10 protein-coding genes are annotated in these 14,003 nt (G+C 68.6%); all 10 read right to left on the reverse strand.

Going from position 1 to position 14,003, the window contains the following annotated elements; genetic code table 11:
* Positions 1 to 11: 11 nt before the first annotated feature.
* The 10 genes from DES41_RS08195 to DES41_RS08240 all read right to left on the reverse strand — a co-directional run bounded on the left by DES41_RS08195 (position 12) and on the right by DES41_RS08240 (position 14,002).
* Complete coding sequence (locus DES41_RS08195) at positions 12 to 1,094, reverse strand: phosphotransferase family protein (RefSeq protein WP_114467148.1); 1,083 nt, start codon at positions 1,092 to 1,094, stop codon at positions 12 to 14.
* Positions 1,095 to 1,435: 341 nt separating this feature from the next.
* A complete protein-coding gene (locus DES41_RS08200) occupies positions 1,436 to 2,776 on the reverse strand; it encodes a vWA domain-containing protein (RefSeq protein WP_114467149.1) in 1,341 nt (446 codons plus the stop codon).
* Complete coding sequence (locus tag DES41_RS08205; protein WP_114467150.1) at positions 2,776 to 3,732, reverse strand: AAA family ATPase; 957 nt, start codon at positions 3,730 to 3,732, stop codon at positions 2,776 to 2,778. Before DES41_RS08205 ends, DES41_RS08200 begins: the two co-directional genes overlap by 1 nt.
* Before the next feature lie 75 nt (positions 3,733 to 3,807).
* On the reverse strand, positions 3,808 to 4,923 hold the full coding sequence (locus tag DES41_RS08210) for an acyl-CoA dehydrogenase family protein (protein ID WP_114467151.1): 1,116 nt from the start codon (positions 4,921 to 4,923) through the stop codon (positions 3,808 to 3,810).
* 13 nt (positions 4,924 to 4,936) lie between these two features.
* Positions 4,937 to 6,118, reverse strand: coding sequence for an acyl-CoA dehydrogenase family protein (locus DES41_RS08215; RefSeq protein WP_114467152.1), 1,182 nt, complete (start codon positions 6,116 to 6,118; stop codon positions 4,937 to 4,939).
* 12 nt (positions 6,119 to 6,130) lie between these two features.
* The gene (locus DES41_RS08220; RefSeq protein WP_114467153.1) at positions 6,131 to 6,937 is read right to left on the reverse strand and encodes an SDR family NAD(P)-dependent oxidoreductase; all 807 of its coding nucleotides are present in this window, start codon (positions 6,935 to 6,937) and stop codon (positions 6,131 to 6,133) included.
* 94 nt (positions 6,938 to 7,031) lie between these two features.
* The gene (locus DES41_RS08225; protein WP_114467154.1) at positions 7,032 to 8,882 is read right to left on the reverse strand and encodes an ABC transporter ATP-binding protein; all 1,851 of its coding nucleotides are present in this window, start codon (positions 8,880 to 8,882) and stop codon (positions 7,032 to 7,034) included.
* Between the two features lie 753 nt (positions 8,883 to 9,635).
* Positions 9,636 to 11,318, reverse strand: coding sequence for an ABC transporter substrate-binding protein (locus tag DES41_RS08230; RefSeq protein ID WP_114467155.1), 1,683 nt, complete (start codon positions 11,316 to 11,318; stop codon positions 9,636 to 9,638).
* 52 nt (positions 11,319 to 11,370) lie between these two features.
* On the reverse strand, positions 11,371 to 13,068 hold the full coding sequence (locus DES41_RS08235; protein WP_114467156.1) for an ABC transporter substrate-binding protein: 1,698 nt from the start codon (positions 13,066 to 13,068) through the stop codon (positions 11,371 to 11,373).
* A gap of 37 nt (positions 13,069 to 13,105) precedes the next feature.
* On the reverse strand, positions 13,106 to 14,002 hold the full coding sequence (locus tag DES41_RS08240; protein ID WP_114467157.1) for an ABC transporter permease: 897 nt from the start codon (positions 14,000 to 14,002) through the stop codon (positions 13,106 to 13,108).
* Position 14,003 lies beyond the last annotated feature (1 nt).

Here is a 14,003-nt window from a genome sequence, read left to right on the forward strand (position 1 = left end):
TTGTTTTGTCTTCAGGCTTGTTGTGCCTGTTGGGCTTGTTGTGCCCATTGCCATGCGCGTCGGGCACGCGGCGCGGCGCTGGCGCCGGCCGCCTTGGCCTGGGCGCTGGATGCCGTGCCGGCTTCCACCCGTTTGGCAATGCCCTGGGCGATGGCAGCCAGGCGGAACAGGTTGTAGGCCATGTAGAACGACCAGTCCTGGCGCAGCACCTCGGGTGTGGTCAGGCCGCTCTGGTCGCAGTACATGGCCATGTAGTCGTCCAGGGTGGGGATGCCCAGCGCCGGCAGGTCCAGCCCCTCCAGCCCGCGCTGCGTGGACGGTTCCACATGCCAGACCATGCAGTGGTAGCTGAAGTCCGCCAGCGGATGACCCAGCGTGGACAGCTCCCAATCCAGCACCGCCAGCACGCGCGGCTCGCTGGGGTGGAAGATCATGTTGTCGAGCCGGTAGTCGCCGTGCACGATGCAGGCCTTGTCGTCGCGGCCGCTGGCCGGGATGTGGGCCGGCAGCCATTGCAGCAGCGCGTCCATCTCGGGGATGGGCTGCGTGATGGAGGCCTGGTACTGCTTGCCCCAGCGGCCGATCTGCCGCTCCAGGTAGTTGCCGGGCTTGCCGTAGCCGGCCAGCCCGCGTTCGGCGAAGGGCACGCGGTGCAGCGTGGCGATGACGCGGTTCATCTCGCGGTAGTGGGCGCTGCGCTCGCCCGGAGTCATGCCGGGCAGGGCCGGGTCCCACAGCACGCGGCCTTCGACGTGCTCCATGATGAAGAACACGCGGCCGATGACCGACTCGTCGTTGCACAAGGCCAGCATGCGCGCCACCGGCACGCCGCTGCCGTACAGGGCCTGCATCACCGTGAACTCGCGCTCGACCGCATGGGCGCTGGGAAGCAGCTTGGCAGCCGGGCCGGGCTTGGCGCGCATCACGTAGCGCTGGCCGGGCGTGACGATGCTGTAGGTGGGGTTGGACTGGCCGCCGGGGAACTTGGAGACGGTCATCGGGCCGGCGAAGCCTTCGACGTTCTGGGCGAGCCAGGTGTGCAGGGTGGCTTCGTCGAAGCCGTGCTCGGTGGGGGGGTGGGTTGCTTCGGTCATGTCAGTTGTGCACTGGTCGCATCGCGTGCATTGGTGGCGTGGAGGCCGAGGCCACCGGGTGGCCTTCTCCGCGAATGTCCCCCGCCAGGGCCGCAGGCGGCCCAGGCTCCTCCTTTATTTCGCTGCGAAGGCCACCCGATACCCTCGACCTTGGCAGCATCGCGTCGTGCGGGCCGCTCAGGGGCTGTGCCCATGGACTGTGTCGATGGCGTGCTCCGCGCAGCGAAATAAAGGAGGAGCCCCGGGCCGCCTGCGGCCCGGGGCGGGGGACATTCGCGGAGCGGAGTACGCCGTCGGCGCGGTCTGGCCGCCACAGAGGGTCCAAATGTCGATCCCGCATGTCAGTGGTACGCCTCCAGCGCTTCATCCAGCGTGCGCTCCAGATCCGCCGCCGTGGCGCAGTGCGACATGCTGGTGCAATACGGCCGGTACTGCAGCATGGCGCTGTCGCCGCTGCCCCAGCGCCCCTCCGCCTCCGGGCACAACCACACCACGCGCTTGGCACGGCTTGCCAGTTCGGCGAACAGGTCGAGCCGCGGATTCGAGCCGTTGCTGCGGCCGTCGCCGAGCACGATCACGGTGGTGCGGCGGTCGATGGCGTCCCAGTGCCGGTCGTGCAGGTCGACCCAGGCCTGGCCGTAGTCGGTGGAGCCGTTGCCGACCTCCTTGAGGATCAGGGCCATCGCGTCGTCGAAGGGCAGCTTCTCGAGCGGCTCGGCCACATCCTGCAGGCGGTTGGAGAACGCAAAGCTGCGCAGGTCGCCCACGGCGTCGTGCAGCGCGTAGAGGAACAACAGCAGGAAGCGCACATGCGAGGCCACCGAGCCCGAGACGTCGCACACCGCGACGATGCGCGGCTTGTCGCGGCGGCGGTGTTTGAAGGCCAGGGTGACGGGCACGCCGTCGTGGCCGGCGTTGGCGCGCATGGTGCGGCGCAGATCGAGCTGGCCGCGCCGTTCCACGCGCTGGCGCCGCGCGTGGCGGGCTGCCAGCTTGCGGGCCATGCGCGCGACCGCTGCCTTCATGCGCTCCATCTCGGCCGGCGCCATGCGGCCCAGCGCGCGCGTGACGACCACCTCGGTCATGAAGGCCTCGGTGGCGGGCTTGCCGAAGATGGCGTAGCGCTGCTGCACCACGGCACGGGCCTGGCGGCGCAGCTGATCGCGCGCGGCTTCCAGGGCCTGCACCTCGGCCGGGGCCTGGGGCTGGGGCTCGGCGCGCAGCGCGGCCAGCCGGGCTTCGAGTGGTGCGATGCCCAGGGCCTCCAGCGTCTGGCGCGCGTAGTAGCCGGTCTGGGTGGCAAAGCGGATCTCGTCCACGCCGGCGCTCGCAGCGGCGCGCGCGAGCGCAGCGGCCAGGGCGTCGCCGGCCTGCCCGTCCGCGCCGGGCTGGGCCAGGTCGAGCAGCGCATCGACGGCGGCGTCGCCGGTGCGCAGCTGCGTGGCCGCCTGTTCCATGGCCGTGGGCTGCGGCCGGCCGAAATAGAGGTCGAAGACCTGGTCGTGGATCTGCTTCTCGTCTTCGGACTTGGCCAGCACCAGGCCGAGTGCGGCCTTGAGGCCGTCGCGGTCGCCGTAACCCACGAGCGCCAGCGCGCGTGCCGCGTCGATGGTCTCTGCCGTGGACGCCTCGGCCCCCGCGGCCCGCAGTGCACGCACGAAGCCGGCGAGGATGCTGTCCATCAGGAAGCCGCCAGCGCAGCCTGGGTCATTTTGGCGAGCCGGCCCTCGACCTCGCGCACATCGGTCTCGCGCTTGAGCAGCACGCCCAGCGTGTCGCGGACCGTCTGCTCGTCGAGCGCGCTGGCGTGCAGGAGCAGCAGCGTGCGCGCCCAGTCCACGGACTCGGCGATCGAGGGTGGCTTGCGGATGTTGTCGGCCCGCAACCCCTGCACGAAGGCCACGAGCTGCGCCAGCAGTTGGTCCTGGATGCCGGGCACGCGGGCGCGCAGCACGCGCTGCTCGAGCGCCGCATCGGGAAAGCCGATGTGCAGGTGCAGGCAGCGGCGCTTGAGCGCGTCGCCCAGTTCGCGCGTGTTGTTCGACGTGAGGATGACCAGCGGCGGCACCTCGGCGCGGATGGTGCCGATCTCGGGGATGGTGACCTGGTAGTCGGCCAGCACCTCGAGCAGCAGCGCCTCGAAGGACTCCTCGGACTTGTCGATCTCGTCGATCAGCAGCACGCTGCCGCCAGGCTGCTCCATGGCCTGCAGCAGCGGGCGCGGTTCCAGGAATTCGCGTGAGAAGAACAGGTCCTGGAAGCCCGCGAGCTTCTTGAACGCGCTGTCCAGCGTATCGGCATCGTCCACCAGCAGGCCGATCTTCTCCTTCAGGATCTGCGTGTACAGCAGCTGCTTGCCGTACTTCCATTCGTACAAGGCCTTGCTGTCGTCCAGGCCCTCGTAGCACTGCAGGCGCAGCAGCTCGAACTGCAGGGCGCGCGCGGCCGAGACGGCCAGCTCGGTCTTGCCCACGCCGGCGGGGCCCTCGATCAGCACCGGCTTGCGCAGGTGGTGGGCCAGGTAGAGCGCGGTGGCGATCGGGCGCGAGGCGATGTAGCCCACGCCTTCGAGCAGGGCGATGACGCTGTCGACGGACGCCAGGCCGGCTGGCGTGCTGGGGGGGAGTGCTGCGTTCATCCGGTGAGTATGGGAGGGCACCCCGGCGCGGGTAGTCCAGCGGGGGACAGACCGCTTCAGGGTTTTCCTTGGGTTTCAGTCCGCTTGCGCGAAACGCTCGAGGTGGTGGTCGGCATCGCCGAAGCGCAGGCCGGCCATGGTCAGGCGGCGGAAGGTGTGCGAGACCTTGAGCTCCTCGGTCATGCCCATGCCGCCGTGCAGCTGCACGGATTCCTGGCTGATGAGCCGGGCCGCGTCGGCGATCTTGACCTTGGCGGCCGAGACGGCACGGCGGCGCTGCGCCGCATCCGTTGCGCCATCGACCCGCGCCGCCGCCAGGATGGCCATGGAGCGCGCCTGCTCGAAGGTGATCAGCATCTCCACCATGCGGTGCTGCAGCACCTGGAACGAGGCGATGGCCGTGCCGAACTGCTTGCGCGCCTTGGTGTACTCCAGCGTGGCCTCGTGCGCGTGGCGCATCGCGCCGATGGCGTCGGCACACTGCAGCGCGCAGGCGAAGTCCAGCGCCTCGTCGATGTGCGGCTGCGCGGCGCCAGCATCGCCCAGCAGGGCATCCTTGCCGAGCTGCACGCCCGCGAACGCGACGTCGGCCACGCGCAGGCCGTCCACCGTGCGGCTGGGGTTCAGCGACACGCCCGCCGCGCGCGGATCGACGATGAACAGGCTGGCACCTGCGTCGGTGCGGGCCGAGACGATGAGGCGTGCGGCCGATGCCGCGCCCACCACCACGCTCTTGGCGCCGTCCAGCACCCAGCCATCGCCTGCGCTACGCGTGGTGGTGGCCTCGGGCGCCTGCGCGTAGCGGCGGCCCGGCTCCAGATAGGCCAGCGTCAACGCGGCCGTGCCGTCGGCCAGGCCGGGCAGCAGCGCCGCGCGCTGGGCGGCAGTGCCGGCCTGTGCGACCAGCCGGCCGGCCACGATGCTGTCGAGCAGCGGCTCGACCACCAGGGCTTCGCCCAAGGCTTCCATGACGGGCATCAGGTCGAGCGCGCCGCCGCCGAAGCCGCCGTCGGCCTCGGGCAGCGCGATGGCGGTCAGCCCCATCTCGGCCAGTGCGTGCCAGGTGGCATCGCTGTGGCCGCTGGCCGAGCCGACGATGGCCTGGCGCTGCTCGAAGCCGTAGTGGGTGGCCAGGTACTTGCGCACCGAGTCCGCCAGTTGCTGTTGTTCGTCGCTGAGTTCGAAGTTCATGTCGTGTCCTCGCTCACAGCCCCAAGGTCATCTTGGCGATGATGTTGCGCTGGATCTCGTTGGAGCCGGCGTAGATGCTGGCCTTGCGGTAGTTGAAGTAGCGCGGTGCCAGGCGCGAGCTGAAGTGGTCGATGGCGCCGCCTTCCACCGCCTTGAACGGCTGGGCCATGGGGCCTGCGGCCTGCATCATGAGTTCGGTGATCATCTGCTGCACCTCGGTGCCGCGGATCTTGAGCATGGACACATCGGCCCCGGGCGGCTGGCCGCTGCGGCGCATCTTGTCGAGAAAGCGCATCGAGGTGAGTTCCAGCGCATCGAGCTCGATCTCCACGCGCGACAGCCGGTCGCGGAAACGCGGGTCGTCGATCAGCGGCTTGCCGCCCTTCTGCTCGCGCTGGGCCAGGGCCTTCAACGCGGCCAGCTCGCGGCGCGAGCCGCCCACGTTGCCCGAGCCCATGCGCTCGTGGCCCAGCAGGTACTTGGCGACCGTCCAGCCGCGGTTCTCCTCGTGCACGAGGTTCTGCACGGGCACCGCCACGTCGTCGAAGAACACCTCGTTCACCTCGTGGCCGCCGTCCATCAGGATCAGCGGGCGCACCGTGATGCCCGGCGTCTGCATGTCGATCAACAGGAAGCTGATGCCCTCCTGGCGCTTCTCGGCCGTGGGGTCGGTGCGCACCAGGCAGAAGATCCAGTCGCCGAAATGGCCCAGCGTGGTCCAGATCTTCTGGCCCGTGACGCGGTAGACATCGCCGTCGCGCACGGCGCGGGTCTTGAGCGCAGCCAGGTCGGAGCCGGCGCCGGGTTCGGAGTAGCCCTGCACCCAGAAATCATCGCCCTCGCGGATGCGCGGCAGGAAGCGTTCCTTCTGCTGCGGCGTGCCGAACTTGAGCAGCACCGACGCGCACATGCTGGGGCCGAAGGGCGGCAGGGCCGGCGCGCCCGCCAGGCCGAACTGCTCTTCGTACAGGTAGCGCTGCGTGACGTCCCAGCCCGTGCCGCCCCACTCCACCGGCCAGTGCGGCACGGCCCAACCCTTGGCGGCCAGGATCTTGTGCCAGCGCATGATGTCGTCCTTCGACATGCCCTTGTACTGGGTCACCTTGTCGCGGATGTCGGCGGGCAGGTTGGCGTCGAGCCAGCCGCGCACCTCGTCGCGGAAGGCCAGTTCTTCGGGGGAATAGTTCAGGTCCATGGTGGGCTTTCTTCAGACGGCCGTCTGGCCAGGCAGCTGCCGCGTGACGGGGTGCGAGCTCGACAGCCCGCCATCCACCGCGATGGCCTGGCCGTTCACATAGCTGCTCTGGTCGGACGCGAGGAACAGCGCGACCTGCGCCAGCTCTTCGGGCTGCGCGGCGCGGCGCAGCGGGTTCAGGCGGCCGAGCTTGTGGTCCACGCCCTTCTCGCGCGCGTAGTCGAAGGTGGGCTGGGTCATGCCGGTCTCGGTCAGGCCCGGGCAGATGGCGTTGACGCGCACATTGCTCTCGCACAGCTGCTGGGCAGAGACCATGACCAGGTTGATCACGCCGGCCTTGGAGGCCGAGTACGCCGGCCCGCCCGCGCCCGAGCGGATGCCCGCCACGGAGGCCGTGCAGATGATGGAGCCGCCGCGGCCCGCATCGGCCAGCGCCTTGCCGGCGTGCTTGACCATGAGCCAGGGGCCGATCAGGTTCACACGCAGCACCTCGGTCCAGGCCTCGGGCGTCAGCTCGAAGATGCCGGCGCGGCCGCCCGAAATGCCGGCATTGGCAAATGCCACGTCGAGCTGGCCGTACTGCTGCAGCGCGGTGGCCACGAGCTTTTCGACATCGGCCTCCAGGCCCGCGTCGATCTGCAGCGCCACGGCCTGGCCGCCGGCCTCCTGCACGGCGCGTGCGGTGGCGTGCACGGCCTCGGTCTTGTCGCCCAGCACCAGTTTCGCGCCCTCGGCGGCGAAGCGCAGCGCCGAGGCGCGGCCGATGCCCGAGCCGGCGCCCGTGATGATGGCGACCTTGCCGCTCAGTTGTTCCGCCATACGGCTTGTCCTTGTGGTGTTGGAATGGAGGGCGCAGCGTGCCAAAGCGGCACGGCGCCTGCGATCACTTGCGCGACAGGCCCCATGCCTTGCCTCATGCGGGCTGCGCCGCGGGCATGGCCTTCTCCCAGGATTCGTCCCACTCCATGACGGAGTGGCGCTTGCCCACCGCGCGCACCTGGCGCTGCGGCGGCACGTAGCTCACCGGCCGCATCGGGCTCCTGATCTCGTCGTTGGACACCGGCCGCTTCTGCAGCCGGCGCGCCGGGTCGGCGATGGGCACGGCCGCCAGCAGGCGCTTGGTGTAGGGGTGCTGCGGGTTGCCGAAGACCTCCTCGCGCGGGCCGATCTCGACGATCTCGCCCAGGTACATCACCGCCACGCGGTGGCTGATGCGCTCGACCACGGCCATGTCGTGCGAGATGAACAAATAGGCCAGGCCCATCTGCTCCTGCAGTTCCAGCATCAGGTTGATGACCTGGGCCTTGACCGACACGTCGAGCGCGGAGACGGATTCGTCGGCCACGATCAGCCGCGGCTTGAGCGCCAGCGCGCGCGCGATGCAGATGCGCTGGCGCTGCCCGCCCGAGAACTCGTGCGGGTAGCGGCTGGCCATGTCGGGCGCCAGGCCCACGCGGCGCAGCAGCTCGGCCACCTGCTGGTCGGCCTCTGCCGCCGTGGCCAGGCGGTGGATCAGCAGCGGCTCGGCGATCGCCTCGCCGATCTTCATGCGCGGGTTCAGGCTCGCGTACGGGTCCTGGAAGATCATCTGCATGTGGCGGCGCTGCTCGCGCAGGGCCGACTTGTGCAGCTTGAGCACGTCCTGGCCATCGAGCAGGATCTCGCCGGCCACGGGCTCGTCCAGCCGCAGGATGGAGCGGCCCGTGCTCGTCTTGCCGCAACCCGATTCGCCGACCAGTGCCAGCGTCTCGCCGGGCTGCAGGCTGAACGACACGTTCTCCACCGCGTGCACGCGGCCCGTGACCTGGCCCAGCATGCCGCCGCGCACCTCGAAGCGCGTGGTCAGCTTGCGCACCTCCAGCACGGGCGGCACGCCGGTGGCCACGGTGTCGCTGACCTCGGTGGGCACGTCGCTGAGGCCCGTGGCGCGGTCGACCACCGGAAAGCGCATGGGCCGCAGGTGCCCGTTCATCGCGCCCAGGCGCGGCACGGCCGACAGCAGCGAGCGCGTGTAGGGGTGCTCGGCCCGCGCGAAGATGTCTTCGGTGCTGCCGCTCTCGACCGCCTTTCCGTTGTACATGACCACCGTGCGGTCGGCGATCTCGGCCACCACGCCCATGTCGTGCGTGATGAAGAGCACGGCCATGCCCTCCTCGGCCTGCAGCGTCTTGATGAGCTCCAGGATCTGCGCCTGGATGGTCACGTCCAGGGCAGTCGTGGGTTCGTCGGCGATCAGCAGCTGGGGCCGGCAGGCCAGCGCCATGGCGATCATCACGCGCTGGCGCATGCCGCCCGAGAAGCGGTGCGGGTGTTCATCGAAGCGCGTCTGCGCGGCCGGGATGCGCACCTTGTCCAGCAAGCGCAGCGTCTCGGCCCGCGCAGCGGCCTGGTCCAGCCCGCGGTGCAGCACCAGCGCCTCGGCGATCTGGAAGCCGATGGTCAGCGAGGGGTTCAGGCTGGTCATCGGCTCCTGGAAGATCATGGCGATGCGGTTGCCGCGCACCTGGCGCATGGCCGGCTCGCTGAGCTTGAGCAGGTCCTTGCCCTCGAACAGCACCTGGCCGGCCTCGATGCGGCCGGGCGGCTCGGGGATCAGCCGCATGATGGACATGGCCGTCACGCTCTTGCCCGAGCCGGATTCGCCGACCAGGGCCAGCGTCTGGCCGGCATGCACGTCGAACGACACGTCGTCGACGGCGGTGAACAGCCCGCGCTCGGTCTGGAAGCGCGTGGTGAGGCCTTTGACTTGGAGAATTGGTGGCATTTCAGTGGTCCTCAAAGCGGGGCTGGAAGCGGCAAGGCCAAGCGCAGCGATGGCCCGTGTGTGACCCCGCTCCCACCCCTGTGCCCACGCCGAGGAGCGCAGTGGCCTGGGCGGCGCGGGGAACCTCGCGCTTCGTGAACTGACTCATTGCACTTGTTCGAGCTGAACGAACGCAGTGAGTGGTGCGAGTTGTGCAATGCGCCCAGGCCGCGAGCACCGCAGGTTGCCCGGAGCGCCAGCGGAGGGACGGGGGCACCGGGGCCGCCTTCTCTTTGGTTACTTTCTCTTGGCGGAGCAAGAGAAAGTGACTGCGCTGCCGGGCGCACATCCCGGCCTCTAAGACTTGCGCGAACGCAGTGTGTTCTATCGACCACCACGCCTGATCGAGGTCCAGAGGTGGGGCTATCCACCCCACACCCGGACTTACTTTTCTTGCTTCGCCAAGAAAAGTAAGCAAAAGAAGGCGACCCCGATGCCCCTGTCCCTCCGCTGGCGCTCCGGGCAACCTGCGGTGCTCGCGCCATGGGCTGCATTGCGCAACTCGCACCGTTCGCTTCGCTCACTACGCTCGAACAAGCGCAATGAGTCAGTTCACGAAGCGCGAGGTTCCCCGCGCAGCCCATGGCACTGCGCTCCTCGGCAGGGGCACAGGGGGAAGTCCCACACGGGCCATCGCTGCGCTCGGCCAGGGGCTCGGGCCGTCGCTGCGCTCGGCCTGTGGGTGCGTGGCTCGCAAGTTGAGGCCGTTTCACTTCAGAAGCCCATCTTCTTTTTCAGTTCCTGGTCGACCCACATGCGCGCATAGATCGGCCCCGGCCGCGCAGCGCCCGCGAACAGCTCGCCGTCGTAGTTCTTGACCCAGGGCCACCAGGCCGCGTAGTAGTACGGCGTGGGCATGAAGATGTAGGGCGCGGCCGCCAGGATCTCGCGCGTGGCCTGCTTGATCTTGGCCTGGCGCGCAGGCTCGTCGCGCTCGGCGTAGATGGCGTCCATCTGCGCATCGAACTTCGGGTCGGCCCACTGCGCGGCGTTCCAGGTCTGGCCCGACATGAAGTTCTTGCGCAGCGAGGTGGTCGGATTGGTGAAGCCGTTGCTCATGTAGTAGCCCGGCGCGTTGGTCTTGGACGTCATGGCCGACAGGAAGGGCGCGTACTCCATCGACTGGATCTCCATGCGCACGTTGACCTTCTGCAGGTAGCCGGCCAGCATCTGCAGCAGCTCCATGCTGTTGGGCTCGCAGGCGCAGACCTGCACCTTGAAGCTGAAGCCCTTGGCGTGGCCGGCCTCGGCCAGCAGCTTCTTGGCGCCCTCGGGGTCGTAGGTGAAGAGCTGCTTGACCTCTGGGGGCATGGCCGCCAGCGGCTCGTAGTAGCCGTCGAAGGCCGGGCTCATCGGGAAGCTCAGCAGCTCGGCATTGCCGCCGTAGAACTGCTTGACCACCTCCTGCTTGTTGACGGCCATATTCAGCGCGCGGCGCACGCGGATGTCGTCGAAGGGCTTCTGGTCCACGCGCATGGCCAGGTAGTTGGCGCTGGTGGCCAGGAAGCGCTTCCACTTGAGCGCCGGTGCGTTCTTCTTGAGTTCGTCCACCGAAGTCCAGCGGATGGTCTCCAGGATGTCCAGCCGGGCGGTGCGCAGCGCGGTCAGCTGGGACGACTCGTCCTTGATGGTGCGGTAGGTGATGCTGTCGACGAAGGGCAGCTGGTACGCCTGGCCGCCGATGCTCTCCTTGTCCCAGTAGACCGGGTTCTTCACGTAGGTGTTGGCATTGCCCTGCACGAAGTTGCTGAGCAGGAACGGGCCGGTGCCGTTGGCCTTGCGCCAGTCGCCAGCGCCGGCCTCCACCACCTCGCGCGGCACCACGCTGGAGTAGTAGCCCCAGCCCCAGCGGTAGTCCCACTCGGCGTTGAAGCTCTTGAAGCGGAACACCACGGTGTGCTTGTCCGTCGCCTCGACCTTGTCGATGTGGTCGAAGTAGGTCGGGATCTTCTTGGCGCTCTTGTCCTGGCGGTTGTAGGAATACACCACGTCGTCGGCCACGAGTTCGCGCTCGGCCATCACGCCTTCCTTGGCCGGGAACTTGATGCCTTTGCGCAGCTTGACGCTCAAAGTGAGCGGGTCGGTCCAGGTCCAGCTCTCTGCGAGTTCACCGCGCATGGCGTCCGCAGGCACCCAGGCGTCGGCCGCGAAGGCCTGCTTGCCGCCGTTGCGCTGGGCCTTGGAGAGGTCGGCCGCGAACAGCTGCTCGTACATCTGGCCGGCGTCGTGGTTGAACTTCCAGTTCCAGTCGGCACCGTCCCACGACAGCGCGGTCCGCGTGACGTAGACCGTGCCGACGTTGAGCGTACCGCCGTACTGCGGCTTGGCGGGGGCCTGGGCGAACGCGGCGCCGGCCGCCAGCAGCGCCAGGCCGGCAAGGTTGCGCAAGGGGGTCATGCTGTCTCCTTCTTGTGGCAGGTAGCGCGCCTGGCGGTGGCGCCGCGGCGCGTCAGAAACCCATCTTCTTCTTGAGTTCCTGGTCGATCCAGATGCGCGAATGGATGGGGCCGGGCCGCTCGGCGCCCGCGCGCAGCTCGCCGTTGTAGTTCTTGACCCAGGGCCACCAGGCGGTGTAGCGGTAGGGCGTGGGCAGCCAGATGTGCGGCGCCTTTTCCAGGATCTCGCGCGTCATGCCGCGCAGCAGCTGCTGGCGCTTGGCTTCGTCGGGCTCGGCCAGCATCGCGTCGACCTGCTTGTCGAAGGCAGGGTCGCTGTACTGCGAGGGATTCCAGGTCTGCCCGGTGACGAAGGTCTTGCGCAGCGCGGTGGTGGGGTTGGTGGCGGCCAGGTTCACGAAGTAGCCCGGCGCGTTGGTCTTGGTGGTCATGGCCGACAGGTAGGCCGGGTACTCCATGACCTGGATCTCCATCTTCACGCCGACCTTGGCCAGCTGGGCCGAGATCAGCGAAAGCAGGTCGTTGTCCAGGCTGCCGGAATGCGTCTGCACCTTGAACGTGAAGCCCTTGGCCAGGCCGGCCTCGGCCAGCAGCTTCTTGGCCTGCTCGGGGTCGTGCTTGAACAGCGCCTGGATGCTGGCGGGCATGGACGACACCGGCTCGTGGTACGGGCCGTACGAGGGGTGCATCGGATACGACATCAGCTCGGCGTTGCCGCCGTAGAACGACTTCATGATCTGGTCGCGGTCGATCGCCATGTTCAGCGCGCGCCGCACGCGGATGTCGTCGAAGGGCTTGGTGTCCACGCGCAGCGCCAGCACCGGGCCGTTGACGGCCAGGTAGCGGTTCCACTGCAGCTGCGGCGCGCTCTTCTTGATCTCGTCCACCGCCGTCCAGCCCACCACCTCCAGCAGGTCGAGCCGGCCGGTGCGCAGGGCCGTCATGTAGGTGGATTCGTCCTTGATCAACCGGTAGTTGATGGTGTCGACGAAGGGCAGCTTGTACTTCTGGCCGGCGATGGTCTCGCTGTCCCAGTAGTTGGCGTTCTTCGTGAAGGTGACGGTGTTGCCCTGCACGTAGTTGCTGATGCCGAAGGGGCCGGTGCCGTTGGCCTTGCGCCAGTCCTTGGCGCCGGCCTCCACCACCTCCTTGGGCACGATGGCCGAGTAGTAGCCCCAGCCGAAGCGGTAGTCCCACTCGGCGTGGTAGGCCTTGAAGGTGAAGACGACGGTGCTGGCGTCCGGCGCCTCGACCTTCTCGATGTGGTCGAAGTAGTTGGGGATCTTCTTGGCGCTCTGCTCGTAGCGGTTGTAGCTGTAGACCACGTCCTGCGCGGTGAGCTCGCGCGCCTCCATCACGCCGGCCTTGGCCGGGAACATCACGCCCTTGCGCAGCTTGATCTCCACGCGGCGGGGGTTCTCCAGCATCTTCCAGCTCTCGGCCAGTTCGCCGCGGATGGCGTCGCTGGGCAGGAAGGCGTCGATCGTGAAGTCGTAGGGCCCGCCGTTGCGCTTGGCCTTGGACAGGTCGGCCGCGAACAGGGACTCGTAGGTCAGGCCCATGTCGTGGTTGAACTTCCAGGTCCAGTCGGCGCTGTCGAAGGACAGCGGCGGCACCGTGAGGAAGATGGTGCCGATGTTGATGGTGCCGCCGTACTGCGGCTTGGCAGGGGCCTGGGCCAAGGCCGTGCCGGCGGCCAATGCGGCAGCGGCGGCCACGACGACAGCGGCGAACTTGCGGGATGCGGTCATGCGGTCTCCTTCGTTTTTTGGGGATCGGAACGTCGGCTCAGCGCGTGCCGCGCATGCGCGGGTCGAGCAGGTCGCGCAGGGCGTCGCCGAAGACGTTGGTGGCGTAGACCACGGCGGTCAGGCACAGGCCCGGCGCCAGCGCCAGCCAGGGGCCTTCGAACATGAAGGTGCGGCCGCTGCCCGACAGCATGGAACCCCAGGTAGGGGCCGGCGGCGGCACGCCCAGGCCCAGGAAGGACAGGCCGGATTCCGCCAGGATGGCCGTGCCGACGCGCGTGGTGAACAGCACGATGATGGGCGGCATCACGTTGGGCAGCACATGGCGCCACAGGATGCGCGGCGACGAGGCGCCGAGCGACTGCGCGGCGTGCACGTAGGTGTTCTCGCGCACCGAGATCACGGCCGAGCGCACGATGCGAGAGCCGGCAATGCCCAGCAGCACCCCCAGCGTGATGATGATCTGCGGCATGCCCGGGCCGAGCACCGAGACGACGACGATCAGCACCACGAGGTCGGGGAAGCTCATCCACGCATCGACGAAGCGCTGCAGGAACAAATCGAGCTTGCCGCCGAAGTAGCCGCTGACGATGCCCAGCACGGCCGAGATCAGCGTGGCCAGCAGCGCGGCTGCGCAGCCGATGATGACCGACAGCTGCGCGCCGTAGATGCAGCGCGACAGCAGGTCGCGGCCCAGGTTGTCGGTGCCGAACCAGTGGCCAGCGCCGGGTGGCTTGAGCCGTTCGGCGGGCGAGATGTCGTTGTAGCCGAAGGGTGCGATGAAGTCGGCGAACACGCCGCAGAACAGGAAGAACAGCAGCATGGCGCCGCCGGCCGCACCGAGCGGCTTCTCGCGCACGAGGCGCCGCAGGAAGGGCAGGACGCCGCCGGTGACCGGCACCGGGGCTGCGATGGGAACACTGGTGGCGATGCTCATG

The sequence above is a fragment of the Pseudorhodoferax soli genome, assembly GCF_003337555.1.
GTDB classification, from domain to species: domain Bacteria; phylum Pseudomonadota; class Gammaproteobacteria; order Burkholderiales; family Burkholderiaceae_C; genus Pseudorhodoferax; species Pseudorhodoferax soli.

What these genes read in the sequence shown, in the direction of transcription:
- DES41_RS08195 (WP_114467148.1), bottom strand. Translation starts at nt 1,094, where the DNA reads ATGACCGAAGCAACCCACCCCCCCACCGAGCACGGCTTCGACGAAGCC.
- DES41_RS08200 (WP_114467149.1), bottom strand. Translation starts at nt 2,776, where the DNA reads ATGGACAGCATCCTCGCCGGCTTCGTGCGTGCACTGCGGGCCGCGGGG.
- DES41_RS08205 (WP_114467150.1), bottom strand. Translation starts at nt 3,732, where the DNA reads ATGAACGCAGCACTCCCCCCCAGCACGCCAGCCGGCCTGGCGTCCGTC.
- DES41_RS08210 (WP_114467151.1), bottom strand. Translation starts at nt 4,923, where the DNA reads ATGAACTTCGAACTCAGCGACGAACAACAGCAACTGGCGGACTCGGTG.
- DES41_RS08215 (WP_114467152.1), bottom strand. Translation starts at nt 6,118, where the DNA reads ATGGACCTGAACTATTCCCCCGAAGAACTGGCCTTCCGCGACGAGGTG.
- DES41_RS08220 (WP_114467153.1), bottom strand. Translation starts at nt 6,937, where the DNA reads ATGGCGGAACAACTGAGCGGCAAGGTCGCCATCATCACGGGCGCCGGC.
- DES41_RS08225 (WP_114467154.1), bottom strand. Translation starts at nt 8,882, where the DNA reads ATGCCACCAATTCTCCAAGTCAAAGGCCTCACCACGCGCTTCCAGACC.
- DES41_RS08230 (WP_114467155.1), bottom strand. Translation starts at nt 11,318, where the DNA reads ATGACCCCCTTGCGCAACCTTGCCGGCCTGGCGCTGCTGGCGGCCGGC.
- DES41_RS08235 (WP_114467156.1), bottom strand. Translation starts at nt 13,068, where the DNA reads ATGACCGCATCCCGCAAGTTCGCCGCTGTCGTCGTGGCCGCCGCTGCC.
- DES41_RS08240 (WP_114467157.1), bottom strand. Translation starts at nt 14,002, where the DNA reads ATGAGCATCGCCACCAGTGTTCCCATCGCAGCCCCGGTGCCGGTCACC.